General features: G+C 71.1%; 16 protein-coding genes. 9 read left to right on the top strand and 7 right to left on the bottom strand.

Annotated elements, in window-relative coordinates:
* Positions 1-25 precede the first annotated feature (25 nt).
* From RFN52_RS21150 to RFN52_RS21140, 3 genes are all read right to left on the bottom strand, one after another.
* Positions 26-463, bottom strand: coding sequence for an NfeD family protein (locus RFN52_RS21150; RefSeq protein WP_184848144.1), 438 nt, complete (start codon positions 461-463; stop codon positions 26-28).
* A gap of 177 nt (positions 464-640) precedes the next feature.
* On the bottom strand, positions 641-2,035 hold the full coding sequence (locus RFN52_RS21145; protein WP_184848143.1) for a phosphatase PAP2 family protein: 1,395 nt from the start codon (positions 2,033-2,035) through the stop codon (positions 641-643).
* Positions 2,036-2,243: 208 nt separating this feature from the next.
* A complete protein-coding gene (locus tag RFN52_RS21140) occupies positions 2,244-3,098 on the bottom strand; it encodes a LysR family transcriptional regulator (protein ID WP_184848142.1) in 855 nt (284 codons plus the stop codon).
* A gap of 113 nt (positions 3,099-3,211) precedes the next feature.
* On the opposite strand from RFN52_RS21140, the gene RFN52_RS21135 reads away from it, so the two are divergent.
* Positions 3,212-3,937, top strand: coding sequence for an SDR family oxidoreductase (locus RFN52_RS21135; RefSeq protein ID WP_184848141.1), 726 nt, complete (start codon positions 3,212-3,214; stop codon positions 3,935-3,937).
* Positions 3,938-3,989: 52 nt separating this feature from the next.
* Here RFN52_RS21135 and RFN52_RS21130 read toward each other — a convergent pair whose 3' ends face one another.
* Positions 3,990-4,700, bottom strand: a complete 711-nt coding sequence (locus RFN52_RS21130) for a DUF4232 domain-containing protein (protein WP_184848140.1) — start codon at positions 4,698-4,700, stop codon at positions 3,990-3,992.
* 522 nt (positions 4,701-5,222) lie between these two features.
* Between RFN52_RS21130 and RFN52_RS21125 the strand changes: the two genes are divergently transcribed.
* The 7 genes from RFN52_RS21125 (at position 5,223) to RFN52_RS21095 (ending at position 11,551) form a co-directional block, all read left to right on the top strand.
* Positions 5,223-5,426, top strand: coding sequence for a cold-shock protein (locus RFN52_RS21125; RefSeq protein WP_184848139.1), 204 nt, complete (start codon positions 5,223-5,225; stop codon positions 5,424-5,426).
* Positions 5,427-5,605: 179 nt separating this feature from the next.
* Complete coding sequence (locus RFN52_RS21120; RefSeq protein ID WP_184848138.1) at positions 5,606-7,108, top strand: DEAD/DEAH box helicase; 1,503 nt, start codon at positions 5,606-5,608, stop codon at positions 7,106-7,108.
* A gap of 47 nt (positions 7,109-7,155) precedes the next feature.
* Positions 7,156-7,389 carry a CBS domain-containing protein gene (locus tag RFN52_RS21115; RefSeq protein ID WP_184848137.1) on the top strand — a complete coding sequence of 78 codons (234 nt, stop codon included), beginning with the start codon at positions 7,156-7,158 and terminating at the stop codon, positions 7,387-7,389.
* Between the two features lie 482 nt (positions 7,390-7,871).
* Positions 7,872-8,222, top strand: coding sequence for a MerR family transcriptional regulator (locus tag RFN52_RS21110; protein WP_184848136.1), 351 nt, complete (start codon positions 7,872-7,874; stop codon positions 8,220-8,222).
* Positions 8,223-8,461: 239 nt separating this feature from the next.
* A complete protein-coding gene (locus RFN52_RS21105) occupies positions 8,462-10,525 on the top strand; it encodes a galactose-binding domain-containing protein (protein WP_184848135.1) in 2,064 nt (687 codons plus the stop codon).
* A 19-nt stretch (positions 10,526-10,544) separates the two neighbouring features.
* Positions 10,545-11,141: a TetR/AcrR family transcriptional regulator gene (locus tag RFN52_RS21100; protein ID WP_184848134.1), complete on the top strand. Its 597-nt coding sequence runs from the start codon at positions 10,545-10,547 to the stop codon at positions 11,139-11,141.
* Between the two features lie 122 nt (positions 11,142-11,263).
* Positions 11,264-11,551: a DUF4190 domain-containing protein gene (locus tag RFN52_RS21095; RefSeq protein WP_184848133.1), complete on the top strand. Its 288-nt coding sequence runs from the start codon at positions 11,264-11,266 to the stop codon at positions 11,549-11,551.
* Here RFN52_RS21095 and RFN52_RS21090 read toward each other — a convergent pair.
* Together RFN52_RS21090 and RFN52_RS21085 are read right to left on the bottom strand one after the other, a co-directional pair.
* A complete protein-coding gene (locus RFN52_RS21090) occupies positions 11,529-12,101 on the bottom strand; it encodes a CGNR zinc finger domain-containing protein (RefSeq protein WP_184848132.1) in 573 nt (190 codons plus the stop codon). The genes RFN52_RS21095 and RFN52_RS21090 overlap by 23 nt on opposite strands.
* 38 nt (positions 12,102-12,139) lie before the next feature.
* Complete coding sequence (locus RFN52_RS21085) at positions 12,140-13,165, bottom strand: alpha/beta fold hydrolase (protein WP_184848131.1); 1,026 nt, start codon at positions 13,163-13,165, stop codon at positions 12,140-12,142.
* 184 nt (positions 13,166-13,349) lie between these two features.
* Between RFN52_RS21085 and RFN52_RS21080 the strand changes: the two genes are divergently transcribed.
* Positions 13,350-13,775 (top strand): Ohr family peroxiredoxin, encoded by a 426-nt coding sequence (locus RFN52_RS21080; RefSeq protein WP_184848130.1) that lies wholly within the window; start codon positions 13,350-13,352, stop codon positions 13,773-13,775.
* A 20-nt stretch (positions 13,776-13,795) separates the two neighbouring features.
* Here RFN52_RS21080 and RFN52_RS21075 read toward each other — a convergent pair whose 3' ends face one another.
* On the bottom strand, positions 13,796-14,239 hold the full coding sequence (locus RFN52_RS21075) for a hypothetical protein (protein WP_184848129.1): 444 nt from the start codon (positions 14,237-14,239) through the stop codon (positions 13,796-13,798).
* Positions 14,240-14,384 lie beyond the last annotated feature (145 nt).

Below are 14,384 nucleotides of genomic sequence, written 5' to 3'. Positions count from 1 at the left end.
CCTCCATTGCTGTGTGTTCAGCCGTTCAGGGAAGGAGCTCGCGGGGGTAGACGATGGCGGTGGCCCCTTCGATCTCCATGACGTCGACCAGCGCTCCCACCGGGATCACATGGGTCTCGTCGAGGGCGCGGGCGGACCATTCCTCGCCGGAGAGTTTGATCAGACCGCGGGTCGCGGTGACTTCCTGCATGACCTCGGCCCGCTTGCCGATCAGCGCGTCGCTGCCGTCGCGGATGAGGGGCTGCTGTGCCATGTGCCGCAGCGCGACGGGACGGACGAGGACGAGGCCGGCCGCCGTCGCCGCCGCCAGGGCCAGGAGCTGGCCGAGCAGGCCGATGCCGACACCGGCGACCACGGCGGCGACCAGCGCGGCGCCCGCCAGCAGCCCGAAGACCAGGGTCAGGGTGAAGAACTCCGCGGCACCCAGCGCCGCGGCAGCGAGCAGCCACAGGAACCACGGCATCGATTCGCCCTTCTTTTGGGGCTTTCTCCACCAAGCTACCGCCCGGACACGCAGGGCAGAACAGACACGGCAGCCGTGGTTCTCGCGCGCCGGGCGGCTCGTCCTGACCGGAGGCGTCCGGTCCCGCCGGCGGGCCGTTCTCCTTCAGTGCGAGATCAGTGCGAGATCAGTGCGAGATCAGTGCGGCTCCGGGGCGCGCGTGGGCGTGGGAGCGGTGCCTTCCTGCTCTCCGGTTGTGGTGTCCTCCGGCGCGGCGTCCTCGGCCGGGGTCCGGGGGGCCGGCAGCCGCGGGACGGGCCTCGGGGTGGTGCGTACGTAGCCGTAGATCACCGAGGTCATGGCCAGGATGAGCAGGGGGCCGGACACCTCGGGGCGTCCGGCCATCTCCGTCGGCAGATAGCGGTACGACACCAGGAGCGCGGTGAAGACCGCGGTGCCGTAGGCGACCAGCAGGATGCCCGGCCGGTCCCAGCCGCGGTCGAGCGAGCGCAGGGCCGCCTCGATGGTGAGGGCGAACACCACACCGGCGATGAGGTCCACGCCGTAGTGATAGCCGAAGCCCAGGGTCGCGGCGAGGGTGACGACCAGCCAGAACGTACCGGCGAAGCGCAGCGCCCGCGGCGCCCTGCGGGTGTGGACGAAGATCGCGACAGCCCACGCGGTGTGCAGGCTGGGCATGCAGTTGCGGGGGGTGATCCCGTCGTACGTCATCGGCTGCGGGGTGCTGACCGGCAGCGGGGTGTGCGGCCACAGGTCGGCCGCCGCCCACTCCACGCCACCGGTGCCGGAGGCGCCCGGGCCGTAGGCGAAGACCGGGCCGACCACCGGGAAGATCATGTAGAAGGCCGGTCCGAGGAGGCCGATCACCAGGAAGGTGCGCACCAGGTGGTGGCTGGGGAAGCGGCGCTCGACCGTGACGTTGCGCAGCTGGTGGAAGGCGACGACGACCGCGGCCACCGCGAGCTGGCCGTAGACCAGTTGGAGGAGATGGCTGCTGTAGGGGTCGGTGGCCTCGACGATCCGGCCGGCCAGCCAGGAGGGGTTGCCCAGCGCGTGGTCGGCGGTCGCCACGTACTGGTCGAGCACCGTCGGGCGGGTCTTCGCCGTGATGAGCAGCCAGGTGTCGCCGACCTTGCGGGCGGCGACCAGCAGCAGGCCCAGTCCGACGCCCTTCAGCAGCAGGAGGCGTTCAGGGCCGGTGCGGCGGGTGACGGCGATGACCGCGGTGCCCAGCATCACCCACAACGCGCCCGTGCCGAAGACGTGGCCGTCCGACATGTCGGCGCCCACCGCCCACCGCACCGGCAGGAGGACGGCGTCGATGCCGAGCGCGGCGCCAACCGCGATGAACCGCTGCCGCCAGGTGAGCACGACCATCATCAGCCCCAGACCGCCGTACAGCGGCCCCGGCTTGGGGGCGAGGACCAGGCCCTTCACCTGGTTGGTGAGCGGCCCCGGTTCGCCGTAGCGGCGTGCGGCGATCTCCAGCGCGATGAGGAATCCGAGCGTGACGACGCCCGCCGTGCCCCACAGCAGCACGCGCCGGCGGCACCCCGCACCCCACGAACTCATGTCGCCTATTCGCGAAAACACCCGCGATGCTCTGGCTTTCAATCTTTTGGCCGATTCTTCCGAATGGCTGGGCAGATGGAGAGCGATGGAGGGACCATCGCGAGTTCGAAAATGTTATCGGAGTGCTGTGGATCGGCTGCCGCGTCGGCCGGCACCCGTGACCTGTCGCGGGATGCCGGTCCCGACCGGCCGGGGCGGCTCCGTCCCCTCACGAACTCACCCGTGTCGCGGTCCGCACCAGGTCCGCGACCGCCCGGGACCGGCTGTGGGGCGGCCAGGCGATCACCGTGGTGACCATCGGCGCGTCCGGCACCGGCACGGCGGCCAGCCCCTCACGCAGTTGGGTCCGGCAGGACTCCGGCGCGATCCAGCAGGCGCGGCCGAGTGCGATCAGCTGGAGGAGCTGGGCGTGGTCGCGGGCCCGGGGGCCGGGGCCGGCCGGGTAGGAGCCGTCGGGGCCGGGCCAGCGGGGCATCGGCAGGTCGGGGAGGCCGGTGACGTCCGCCGTACGGAGACGGGGCCGGCCGGCGAGGGGGTGCCCGGCCGGGAGGATCGCGACCTGGCCCTCCGTGCAGAGCACTTCGGTGTCGAGGCCGGCCGTGGTGTCGAACGGCAGGTGCAGCAGCGCCACGTCGGCCCGGCCGTCGCGCAGCATCGGCCCCTGCTCGCCCATGCCGCACAGGAGCAGATCGACACCGGCCGCGTCGGGTTCGGCGGCGTGGGCGTCGAGCAGTTTCGCCAGCAGCTCGCTGGACGCGCCGGCCTTCGTGACGAGCACCACCCCGGCCTGGCCGGCCGGGGCCTGCGCCGCACGGCGGGTGCGGCGTTCGGCGGCCTCGACCGCTTCGAGCGCCGCCCGGGCCTCCCTCAGGAGCACGGCTCCGGCCTCCGTCAGGGTGACCGCGCGGCTGCTGCGTTCCAGCAGGACCGCCTGCAAACGCCGTTCGAGCCGGCCGATCGCCCGCGACAGCGGGGGCTGCGCGATCCCGAGCCGCCGGGCGGCCCTGCCGAAGTGAAGCTCCTCGGCGACGGCGACGAAGTACCGCAACTCCCTTGTCTCCACGCCGTGATGGTACTGCTGCGAGCTGCTCCGAGCTGGGCCGATACCGGTACGGTATCGCCGCCCACCCGATCGGTGTTGGCCCGCCGCGGCCGGGCGCGGACAGGATCGGCGGCATGAGCGAACAGACGATCGCGCTGGTGACCGGCGCGAACAAGGGCATCGGATACGAGATCGCGGCGGGCCTGGGTGCCCTCGGCTGGAGGGTCGGGGTCGGCGCCCGGGACCGGGAGCGGCGCGAGAGCGCCGTGGCGAAACTGCGGGCGGCCGGTGCCGACGCGTTCGGCGTACCGCTCGACGTGACCGACGACGCGAGCGTGGCCGCGGCCGCCGCACTGGTCGAGGAGAGCGCCGGGCGTCTCGACGTGCTGGTCAACAACGCCGGGATCACCGGCAGTGTGCCGCAGATGCCCACCGAGGTGGACCCCGCGACGGTGCGGACGGTCGTGGAGACCAACGTGATCGGCGTCATCCGCGTCACCAACGCGATGCTGCCGCTGCTGCGCCGCTCGTCGTCGCCGCGGATCGTGAACATGTCCAGCGGCGTGGGCTCACTGACCCGGCAGACCACTCCCGGCATCGACACGGGCCCGATCGCCGCCGCCTACACGCCGTCCAAGACCTTCCTCAACGCCGTCACCGTCCAGTACGCCAAGGAGCTGCGGGACACGGGCATCCTCATCAACGCGGCGTGCCCCGGCTACTGCGCGACCGACCTCAACGACTTCCGCGGGGTCCGCACCCCGGAGCAGGGCGCGGCGGTCGCGATCCGGCTCGCGACGCTGCCCGACGGCGGTCCGAGCGGCGGCTTCTTCGACGACGGGGGCGAGGTGCCGTGGTAGCCCCGCGGGGGCCGCGGACCGGGTTCGTCTTCGGCGGTGCGATGCCGCCGGTTCAGCCGAAGGGGACGGCGTCCGTCGCGGAGGTGTGCCAGTTGGTGACGACCGGCTTGTCGACGGTGATGGTGCCGACCTTCAGGGAGACCGGGTCGGCGTCGTCGTCACCGACGGCGACGATGATGCTGTCCAGCTCCTTGCCGCCGTCGCCGTGGCTGCTCTTGGGGTTGACCCCGGCGTAGGCGGTGGTGGTGCCGCTCAGGGTGATCTGCTCGCCCACGGCCTGCTCCGCGGGGCCCGCCTCGGTGCCGTCGGATCCGAACGCCACGGTCGGCAGCGCGGCGGGCAGGACACAGGTGATTCCCGGCTTGGCTTTCGCGGAGATCAGGATGTAGCCGCCGGCCTGGGTCTCGGACCGGGTGTTCCAGGAGATGTCGTTGGCGCCGCAGCGCTGCCCGACCGGCTCCCGCTTGCCGTTGCCGGTGTCGGCGCCCGAGCCGGCCCCCTCCTCGCTTCCCCGGCCCGTCGCGCCGGAGGCCTTGCCCGCCGCGCCGGAGCCCTTGCCGGCGCCCTGGCCGCCGCCCGCGGCCGACGCGCCGGACGGGGTGGCCGCGTCGCCGGAGGCGGTGGCGGTGGCGGTGGCGGACGAAGAACCCTGCGCGGCACCGGTGTCCGCGGCCTTGTCCGAGTCCTGGCACGCGGTCATCAGCAGTGCCCCGCTCACGAGGGCGATGGAGACGAGGAAGGCCTTGCGACGGTTGCCGGACATGAGATCCCCTTGTTCATCGGCTGGTTGAGACCGTGGTCGGTTCGGTCTCGTGTTTTCTCGATCGCTAGGAGGGCGCTGTGAGCCGGGGGGATCCCGCCGTCGCCGTTCCCGCACAGCGCTGTCACCGATCGGTGACATGTGCACGTAGCCGTGGCCCGGCAGGGCTGAACGGGTGATGTGAGCTTCGTCGCGGCAGCGGCGTTCCGGCGCCCCCGCCGCCGCGCCGCGCATCGGAGGAGGTCACAGGGCTGGTGCGCCAGGGGGCGACAGGAAGAGCCGCGCCCGCGGAGGGCAATATCTGTGCCCACAAAATGAGAAATAGAAGCGGGGCCCGCCGAATATTCCCCGATCGCGGTCCGAAACAGAATTTTCGGATCGCACGGCCTCGAACGCACCGTGCTACTGTCGATCTCAGTTGCAGGTGTGGTTGCCAGAAGGTTCATTTCCTACGGGGTAATCATCACGGCGACACGGAATTCACAGACGGTGAATTCCCGAAACCGCCTCCGAAGGAGAAACAAAATGGCTACCGGAACTGTGAAGTGGTTCAACTCGGAAAAGGGCTTCGGCTTCATCGAGCAGGACGGCGGCGGCGCCGACGTCTTCGCCCACTACTCGAACATCGCCACCCAGGGCTTCCGTGAGCTGCTGGAAGGCCAGAAGGTGTCGTTCGACATCGCGCAGGGCCAGAAGGGCCCGACGGCCGAGAACATCGTGCCCGCCTGACATCGGCGCTCGCGCATATTCGCAGCTGGGGCCCGCACCTGAAGGGGTGCGGGCCCCAGTTCGCTGTTTTTCCCGACGGCCCGGCCCGGCCGCAACGACTTCGGCTCGTCTCGAGATTCTCTGCGCCGCTCCTCTGCTGCGGATTTTCCTTGCCACGTGCCCATCGAGGAAGGTCCCGCATGAAGCGTGCCCACACATCCCGTACCCGTGACCGTTTTTCAGGAGGAGACGGCGCCGGCCGCCGCTCCGGTGGCCCGAGCCGCTCCCGGAACTACGGAAGCCGCCCGGCCCCCCAGGGCGAGTTCGCCCTGCCGAAGACGGTCACACCCCCGCTGCCCGCCGTCGAGTCGTTCGCCGATCTCGCCCTGCCCGCCCGGCTGTTGGCCACCCTCGGCCAGGAAGGCGTGACCGCGCCGTTCCCGATCCAGGCGGCCACCCTGCCGAACACCCTGGCCGGTCGTGACGTCCTGGGCCGCGGCCGCACCGGCTCGGGCAAGACCCTCGCCTTCGGCCTCGCCGTACTGGCCCGGACGGCAGGGCGGCGCGCCGAGCCGCGGCAGCCGCTCGCCCTCGTCCTCGTGCCCACCCGCGAGCTGGCCCAGCAGGTCACCGACGCGCTCACTCCGTACGCCCGGTCCGTGAGCCTGCGGCTCGCCACGGTCGTCGGCGGGATGTCCATCGGCAGGCAGGCCAGCGCGCTGCGCGGAGGGGCCGAGGTGGTCGTCGCCACGCCCGGGCGGCTCAAGGACCTCATCGACCGGGGCGACTGCCGGCTGGACGGCGTGACCGTCACGGTCCTCGACGAGGCCGACCAGATGGCCGACATGGGCTTCATGCCGCAGGTCACCGCCCTGCTCGACCAGGTGCAGCCCGGGGGCCAGCGAATGCTGTTCTCCGCCACGCTGGACCGCAACGTCGACCGGCTGGTCCGCACCTACCTGCACGACCCGGTGGTCCACTCCGTCGACCCCTCCGCGGGCGCGGTCACCACGATGGAGCACCACGTGCTCCATGTGCGCGACGCGGACAAGCACCGGACCACCACCGAGATCGCGGCGCGGGACGGCCGGGTGATCATGTTCCTCGACACCAAGCACGCGGTGGACTCGCTGACGACCCACCTGCTGAAGAGCGGTGTCCGCGCCGCGGCCCTGCACGGCGGCAAGTCACAGCCCCAGCGGACCCGGACCCTGGCCCAGTTCAAGAGCGGCCACGTGACGGTCCTGGTGGCGACCAACGTCGCCGCCCGCGGCATCCACGTCGACAACCTCGACCTCGTCGTCAACGTCGATCCGCCCAGTGACCACAAGGACTACCTGCACCGCGGCGGCCGTACCGCGCGGGCCGGCGAGTCCGGCAGCGTGGTCACGCTGGTGACCCCGGGCCAGCGTCGCGGCATGAGCCGGCTGATGACGTCGGCGGGCATTACTCCCCGGATCGCCCAGGTGGGGTCCGGAGAGGCGGAGCTGAGCCGCATCACCGGTGCCCAGGCCCCTTCCGGTGTCCCGGTCGTCGTCACCGCCCCGCGCCAGGAACGCCCCCGCGGCGCCTCCGCCCCGTCCCGGGGCCGACGGGGCCGCCGCCCCACCGGCCAGGGCCGTCCCGTCGGCCAGAGCCGTCCCACCGGCGAGGCGGCACGCCCGAGGGCGCAGCGGCGGACCGGCTCCGGCTCTGCCGCGTAGCGCGCCCCGCGCCCATCCGCCCCTCCACCTCTCGGCAGGAGACACCCATGACGCCGGTTCTGACGCAGCACCCCGCCACGGCCCACGCGCCCCACATCCGTGACGACATGACGGTCGAGGTGGCGCTGTCGCTCATGGCCGGTGCCCGGGTCGATCACCTCGTCCTCTGCGACGGGGACGACCAGAGCACGGGCGTGATCACCCTCGCCCGGCTCACCGTTCTCCGGGACGCCCCCACCTACACGGACCGGGTCCGCCTCCGGGACGTCCCGGAATGCTGACAGAGAGCTGACACACGGGCGGGTGACCGCCACCGCAGACCAGTGAGGGCCCTGCCGACGCGCGTCGGCAGGGCCCTCACCGCTGTGCCGGGGGCGTGGTCGTCCCTGATCGGAGGCAGCAGGATGACTGCGTCCGACGGAATGCAAAATCTGTCTTTGCCAGAGTAGACATTTGGCCTTCACCGCGGTTAGCCTTCTTCTCGTAGACATGGCCAGAGCAGAACCGAGGAAGGACGGAGGAGCAGACGCCATCAGGATCGCCCGGTCCGGGAAGCTCTCGGTCCGGGTACCGCAAGACCCCGGATTGGATGGTGGTCCCCGGTCACGCAGCCGCGATCCCCGCACCCCTCCCGCAAGCGGGCCGGGTAGCGGAAACAGAAGGTCGGCGCAGCATGAGGGCCGACAGATGGTGTTGAATTTCCTTCGGGGCCCTGGTGCCGTACGGCGCCAGGGCCCCTCGACGCGTTGCACTACGAGGTGACATGGCAGCTGATACTCCGCTCAGCGATCGTCTGGACGACGACGACTACCCCGCCTACACGATGGGCCGGGCCGCCGAGATGCTCGGCACCACCCCTGGCTTCCTGCGTGCCATCGGGGAGGCCCGCCTGATCACTCCGCTGCGCTCGGAGGGCGGGCACCGCCGGTACTCCCGCTACCAGCTGCGGATCGCGGCGCGTGCCCGCGAGCTCGTCGACCGGGGAACCCCGATCGAGGCGGCCTGCCGCATCGTCATCCTGGAGGACCAGCTGGAGGAAGCCCAGCGCATCAACGCGGAGTACCGCCGCGCCGCGCAGAAGTCCTCCGGCGTCCCCGATCGCGGCCCGAGCTGATCGGCTGAACGCCTGATGCGGGTCCCGTCACCCGCGCCATGAGACCCCAGGTCGGCGACCTGGGGTTTGCTGCTGCCCCGGCCCCGTTCGGGGCCCACCCGGGGCGAACCGGCCCCCCGCTCACCAGGTCAACCGTCCCGGACCCTTGACTCATCAAGCGGTAGTGGCGATTCTCGTCGCACACTTTGCGAGGTCATGACAACACGACCGAGCGACCCGACGACCGAGGGACGTGGGCTGTGACCAGTTCCGGACGCCCGTACCGCCGACGCAAGAACCTCACCGTTGTGTCGCTCCTCCTGCTCGTGCTGTCGATCGCGCTCGGCCCCACGCCGAGTGCGGCGGCCGGGACCGACTGGTGGGATCCGGCCGCACGGCCCGCGCCGGACTCCCGGATCAACGTCACGGGCGAACCCTTCACCGGCACGAACGCCCGGGGCGAGGTGCGCGGCTTCGTCGACGCGCACGACCACATCTTCTCCAACGAGGCCTTCGGCGGCCGTCTGATCTGCGGAAAGCCGTTCTCCGAGCAGGGCGTGGCCGACGCGCTCAAGGACTGCCCCGAGCACTACCCCGACGGCTCGCTCGCGATCTTCGACTTCATCACCAACGGCGGCGACGGCAAGCACGACCCGAACGGCTGGCCCACCTTCAAGGACTGGCCCGCGCACGACTCGCTGACCCACCAGCAGAACTACTACGCCTGGATCGAGCGGGCCTGGCGCGGCGGCCAGCGGGTGCTCGTCAACGACCTCGTCACCAACGGCGTGATCTGCTCCGTGTACTTCTTCAAGGACCGCTCCTGCGACGAGATGACGTCCATCCGCCTCCAGGCCAAGCTGACGTACGACATGCAGGCCTTCGTCGACAAGATGCACGGCGGGCCCGGCAAGGGCTGGTTCCGGGTCGTCACCGACAGCGCGCAGGCCCGCAAGGTCATCGAGCAGGGCAAGCTGGCCGTCGTCATGGGCGTGGAGACCTCCGAGCCGTTCGGCTGCAAACAGGTCCTGGACATCGCGCAGTGCAGCAAGGCGGACATCGACAAGGGCCTGGACGAACTGCACGCGCTGGGCGTGCGCAGCATGTTCCTGTGCCACAAGTTCGACAACGCCCTGTGCGGGGTGCGGTTCGACTCGGGCACGCTCGGGACGGCCATCAACGTCGGGCAGTTCCTGTCGACCGGCACCTACTGGAAGACCGAGGCGTGCAAGGGCCCGCAAGCCGACAACCCCATCGGCAACGCGGCGGCGCCCGCGGCCGAGAAGAAGCTCCCGGCGGGCGAGGAGGTTCCGTCGTACAGCGCCGACGCCCGGTGCAACGTGCGAGGCCTCACCGACCTCGGCGAGTACGCCGTCCGCGGCATGATGAAGCGCGGCATGATGCTGGAGATCGACCACATGAGCGTCAAGGCCACCGGCCGGGTGCTCGACATCTTCGAGGCCGAGTCCTACCCGGGCGTGCTCTCCTCGCACAGCTGGATGGACATGGACTGGACCGAGCGGGTCTACGGCCTCGGCGGCTTCATCGCCCAGTACATGCACGGCTCCGAAGGCTTCGTCGCGGAGGCGGAGCGCACCGAGGCGCTGCGCGACAAGTACGGCGTGGGCTACGGCTACGGCACCGACATGAACGGCGTCGGCGGCTGGCCGGGACCGCGCGGGGCGGACGCGCCGAACAAGGTCACCTACCCGTTCAAGAGCGTCGACGGCGGTTCGGTCATCGACCGGCAGACCACCGGCGAGCGCACCTGGGACCTGAACACCGACGGCGCCGCCCACTACGGTCTCGTCCCGGACTGGATCGAGGACATCCGGCGCGTCGGCGGGCAGGACACGGTCGACGACCTGTTCCGGGGCGCCGAGTCCTACCTCGGCACCTGGGCGGCCTCCGAGAACCACGAGGCGGGGGTCGACCTGGCGGCCGGCTCCGCCGCTTCGGCCAGTTCCTCGGAGTGGAGCCTGTTCACGAGCTACAAGCCGCACCGGGCCGTCGACGGCGACCGCGGCACCCGCTGGGCCAGCGACTGGAGCGACGACCAGTGGCTGCAGGTGGATCTCGGCTCCGCCCGGACCGTGGGGCGGGTCACCGTCGACTGGGAGCGCGCGTACGCGAAGTCGTACCGGATCGAGCTCTCCGCGGACGGCACGACCTGGCGGACCGCGTGGTCCACGACCGCCGGTGACGGCGGTCTGGACACCGCGCGCTTCGCCGGCACCCCGGCCCGGTACGTCCGCGTCCACGGCCTGGAACGCGGCACCGGCTGGGGCTACTCCCTCCACGAGGTCGGCGTCCACAGCCGCTGACACCCACGAGAGGGGCTCCATGGCACGGTTGCCGTCCGCCGAGCGGCGGCGACAGCTCACCGAAGCGGCGATCCGGGCGATGGCCCGGGACGGCGTCCCCAGGACGACGACCCGGTCCATCGCCGCGGAGGCGGGCGTCTCGCTGAGCGTCTTCCACTACTGCTTCGACTCCAAGCAGCAGCTGGTCGAGTCCGTCATCACCACCATCACCGGGCACTACGTGACGGTGGTGAAGGAGGCCATCCGGCCCCGGGCCACCCTGGAGGAGACCGTCCGGGCCGGCTTCCAGGCGTACTGGGACCACGTCCGCACCCACCCCGACGAGCACATGCTCACCTACGAGCTCACCCAGTACGCGCTGCGCAGCCCCGGTTTCGAACACCTGGCACGCCGTCAGTACGAGCTGTACGCCGAGACGTACACGGAGCTCATCGACCAGTTGCGCGAGAGCATGGGGCTGCGCCTGCGTGTGCCGGTCCCCGTGCTGGCCCGTTACCTGGCGGCCATGACCGACGGCCTGACGCTCAACTACCTCGTGCTCGGCGACGACGCGGCCTGGACGGGCATCCTCGACACGGTCACCGCGCACGTCGCGGGGCTGGTGCAGGAGAACTGACGGGGAAACCCCCCGAATCGGGTGTCATGGGAACGCCGCAGAGGGGCATTCGAACAAAACAAGTCGAAAGTGAGGAGAGTGCGGCCCGTTCGGTCCGTGCCATCGACAACTGGGAGTTTTCCATGGCGAGTTACGGCGGTTCCTCTGCCGCGTCCTCCGGTTCGCGCACCAACGGCCTGGCGATAGCGAGCCTGTGCTGCGGCATCGTCGGCCTGTTCTTCCTCAACATCGTGCTCGGTCCGCTGGCCATCGTCTTCGGTGCCGTCGCCCGCCGGCAGGCGTCGGTGAAGAACGGCGCGGGGATGGCGAAGGCCGGCATCATCCTCGGCGTCGTCGACGTGGTCCTGTGGCTGGTGCTCCTGGCCATAGCCAGCAGCAACGGCGGCTTCAGCTGGTACGTGGGCGGCTAGTTTCCGTCGCGGTCCTCTTGCGGGCGCGGTACGCGGCGGCCTTGATCTTGTTGCCGCAGGAGTCCATCCCGCACCACTGGCGCCGCATGCCCCGTGAGCGGTCGATGTAGGTGCGGGTGCACTCCGGGTTGTCGCACTCCTTGAGCAGGGGCACGTCCGGGCCGCTCAGGAGCTCGACGGCGTGCCGCGCCACCAGGGAGAGGGCCTCGTCCGGCGTCGCCTGCGTCCAGCGCCCCGACGGGGTGAGCTGGGGTACGGCGGGCGGCGTGCGGGCGGCGTTGTTCACGACGGTCAGCGCCGCCCCGTCGTACTCCTCCCCGAGCCGGCGGGCGGTGACCAGCAGATAGACGGCCTCCCGCACGGCCCTCGCCCGTTCGACGTCGGCCTCCTGGCCCGGGGAGACCGCGTCGACCAGACCGGACTCCACGTACCAGGCGTTCAGCCGGTCCGGCGTCACGAACATCTCGAAGCGCACCGTACGGCGGGCCCGGAGCGTGGCGGCGAAGTCGAGTGCCGGGTTTCCGCAGACGAAGACGTGGTCGAGATTCACGTCACCATTCTGACCGGTGACCACACCCTGGGCAAGTTTCAGAGGTGACCGGCGTCGACGACGGCCTGCACGAAGGCCTCCGGGGCCTCCTGGGGCACGTTGTGTCCGATGCCGGGCAGGGTGCGGTGCTCGTAGGGGCCGGTGAACCTGTCCCGGTACGAGGTGCCGCCGCCCGGAGCAGTGAAGGGGTCCCGCTCGGCGTCGAGCGTGATGGTCGGGACCCCGATCGTGGGGCGGGCGGCGAGCAGCTTCTCCAGTCCGTCGTAGCGGCGCTCCCCGTCGGCGAGGCTCAGCCGCCAGCGGTAGTTGTGGACGACGACGGCCGCGTAGTCGGGGTTGTCGAAGGCCGCCGCGGTGCGCTCGAACGTGGCGTCGTCGAAGTCCCAGGTCGGGGAGACCGTGTCCCAGACGAGCCGGGTCAGGTCGTGGCGCAGCTTCTTGTCCTCCATGGCGAGCCGGCCCCGCTCGGTGGCGAAGTAGTACTGGTACCACCAGGCGAGTTCGGCCTTGGGCGCCAGCGGCTTGAGATTGGCCTCCCGGTCGGTGACGAGGTAGCCGCCCACCGACACCAGCGCCGTGCAGCGTTCGGGCCGGAGCGCGGCGACGATGTCGGCGGTGCGTGAGCCCCAGTCGAAGCCGGCCAGCACGGCCCGGTGGATCTTCAGGGCGTCCATCAGCGCGATCACGTCCATGGCGATCGCCGACTGCTGGGCGTTGCGGAAGGTCCGGCCGGACAGGAAGCGCGTCGTGCCGTGACCCCGCAGGTACGGGACGATCACCCGGTACCCCCGCTCGGCCAGCAGCGGAGCGACGTCGACGTAGCTGTGGATGTCGTACGGCCAGCCGTGCAGGCAGATGACCACGGACCCGTGGGCGGGGCCGAGTTCGGCGTAGCCGACGTCCAGGACACCGGCCTTGACCTGCTGGATCCGCGGAAACGTGGTGTGCGCCCCGGCGCGTGTACCGCGGTGCGCACCGGCGGCGCTCCCCGCGCCGGCCAGCCCTACGGCCGCCGCTCCCGCGCCCACTCCGAGGGCCTTGCCGAAACTACGCCTGTTGATCACTCGGGCCTCCGTGGTGTGACGTGCACCGGCTGGTGCGAGGCCTGACTGTTCCATGCCGGCCATCACCCGTCAAACAGGTGACGCACTATGAGCCAGCACGCATCAATCCCTCTATTGACGGAAGATGAAAAGCACTGTCACCATCTCGTCACCGCTTGAACAAGTGATGAATGGGAGCACAGTCATGGCATTCAGCTACACCGCCGTCGTGAAGGTCGACGGAGAAGGCCGCAACGGCGGCAGCGTGCGGTCCGAGGACGGACTTCTGCGGACCTCGCTGGCCCTACCGAAGGAGCTGGGCGGCGCCGGTGGCGCCACCAACCCCGAGCAGTTGTTCGCGGCGGGCTGGGCGGCCTGCTTCCTGGGGGCCGTGCGCCGCGCCGCCGCCGAGCGGAGGATCAGGCTGACCGGTACCGCTGTCAGCGCCGAGATCACCCTCCACCACGGTGACGACGGTGAGTTCGGCCTGGCCGCCGCGCTGAGCCTCGAACTCGGCGGCGTCGACCAGGAGACGGCCGCGGAACTGGGCGCCGCGGCCCATCGGATCTGCCCCTACTCCAAGGCCACCCGCGGCAACATTCCCGTCACCGTCTCGGCCGTCGCCGGCTGATCGCCCTCCGCGGTGCCGCGTCAGGAGTCGTACGGTCCGTCGCCGGTCGCGGTGTCGGGCCGGGCGTGGCCGGGGGCCAGGCGGCGGTAGGCGGCCCGGGCGTGGACGAGGCGGGCCAGGGCCGTGCCGATGAGGGCGGCGGTGAGGAGGCAGGCCAGCCAGGTGGTGTCGCGGTGGCCGGCCCAGGTGAGGACGCCCGCGGGCGGGATGGCGAAGCCGTTGAGGAACAGCCAGCACAGCAGCGCCGTGCCGGGGGCGGCTGTGAAGCGGGCGCACAGCCCCAGCAGGGCGGCCAGCAAGGACAGTGCGGTCAGGGCCAGTTCGGGCCGTTCCGGCCCCACCACGGTGTTGAGGAGCGCCACCAGCACCAGTGCCCCGACGCCGGCCCCCGCCCAGACCAGCGGCGTGGCCACGGGCTGGGGGACGGGCCTGGCTCCGGCGCCCAAGGGCTTCCACTCGATCATGCTGGTGCTTCCTTCCGGTCCACCTGGACGGAATTCTCCCCCGGCGTCCCCCGCCGGTCCCCGGGGTGCTCGTCAGGGTCCCACCAAGGCCCCCCTCCGTGAAACAGCCGATCCGGACAGCCGCGAGGGGCGAACCGGGGCTTTC

Origin of the sequence: Streptomyces collinus (assembly GCF_031348265.1) — a bacterium.
Taxonomy (GTDB): Bacteria; Actinomycetota; Actinomycetes; order Streptomycetales; family Streptomycetaceae; genus Streptomyces; species Streptomyces collinus.
Note: the sequence above shows the minus strand (reverse complement) of the source record. Positions and strands in the feature narration are given on the sequence as shown.

Excerpts from the sequence above, each read along its gene's own strand:
- RFN52_RS21095 (WP_184848133.1), top strand. The coding sequence starts at position 11,264 with ATGGCGAGTTACGGCGGTTCCTCTGCCGCGTCCTCCGGTTCGCGCACC.
- RFN52_RS21145 (WP_184848143.1), bottom strand. The coding sequence starts at position 2,035 with ATGAGTTCGTGGGGTGCGGGGTGCCGCCGGCGCGTGCTGCTGTGGGGC.
- RFN52_RS21125 (WP_184848139.1), top strand. The coding sequence starts at position 5,223 with ATGGCTACCGGAACTGTGAAGTGGTTCAACTCGGAAAAGGGCTTCGGC.
- RFN52_RS21075 (WP_184848129.1), bottom strand. The coding sequence starts at position 14,239 with ATGATCGAGTGGAAGCCCTTGGGCGCCGGAGCCAGGCCCGTCCCCCAG.
- RFN52_RS21115 (WP_184848137.1), top strand. The coding sequence starts at position 7,156 with ATGACGCCGGTTCTGACGCAGCACCCCGCCACGGCCCACGCGCCCCAC.
- RFN52_RS21130 (WP_184848140.1), bottom strand. The coding sequence starts at position 4,700 with ATGTCCGGCAACCGTCGCAAGGCCTTCCTCGTCTCCATCGCCCTCGTG.
- RFN52_RS21100 (WP_184848134.1), top strand. The coding sequence starts at position 10,545 with ATGGCACGGTTGCCGTCCGCCGAGCGGCGGCGACAGCTCACCGAAGCG.
- RFN52_RS21135 (WP_184848141.1), top strand. The coding sequence starts at position 3,212 with ATGAGCGAACAGACGATCGCGCTGGTGACCGGCGCGAACAAGGGCATC.
- RFN52_RS21120 (WP_184848138.1), top strand. The coding sequence starts at position 5,606 with ATGAAGCGTGCCCACACATCCCGTACCCGTGACCGTTTTTCAGGAGGA.
- RFN52_RS21080 (WP_184848130.1), top strand. The coding sequence starts at position 13,350 with ATGGCATTCAGCTACACCGCCGTCGTGAAGGTCGACGGAGAAGGCCGC.
- RFN52_RS21110 (WP_184848136.1), top strand. The coding sequence starts at position 7,872 with ATGGCAGCTGATACTCCGCTCAGCGATCGTCTGGACGACGACGACTAC.
- RFN52_RS21150 (WP_184848144.1), bottom strand. The coding sequence starts at position 463 with ATGCCGTGGTTCCTGTGGCTGCTCGCTGCCGCGGCGCTGGGTGCCGCG.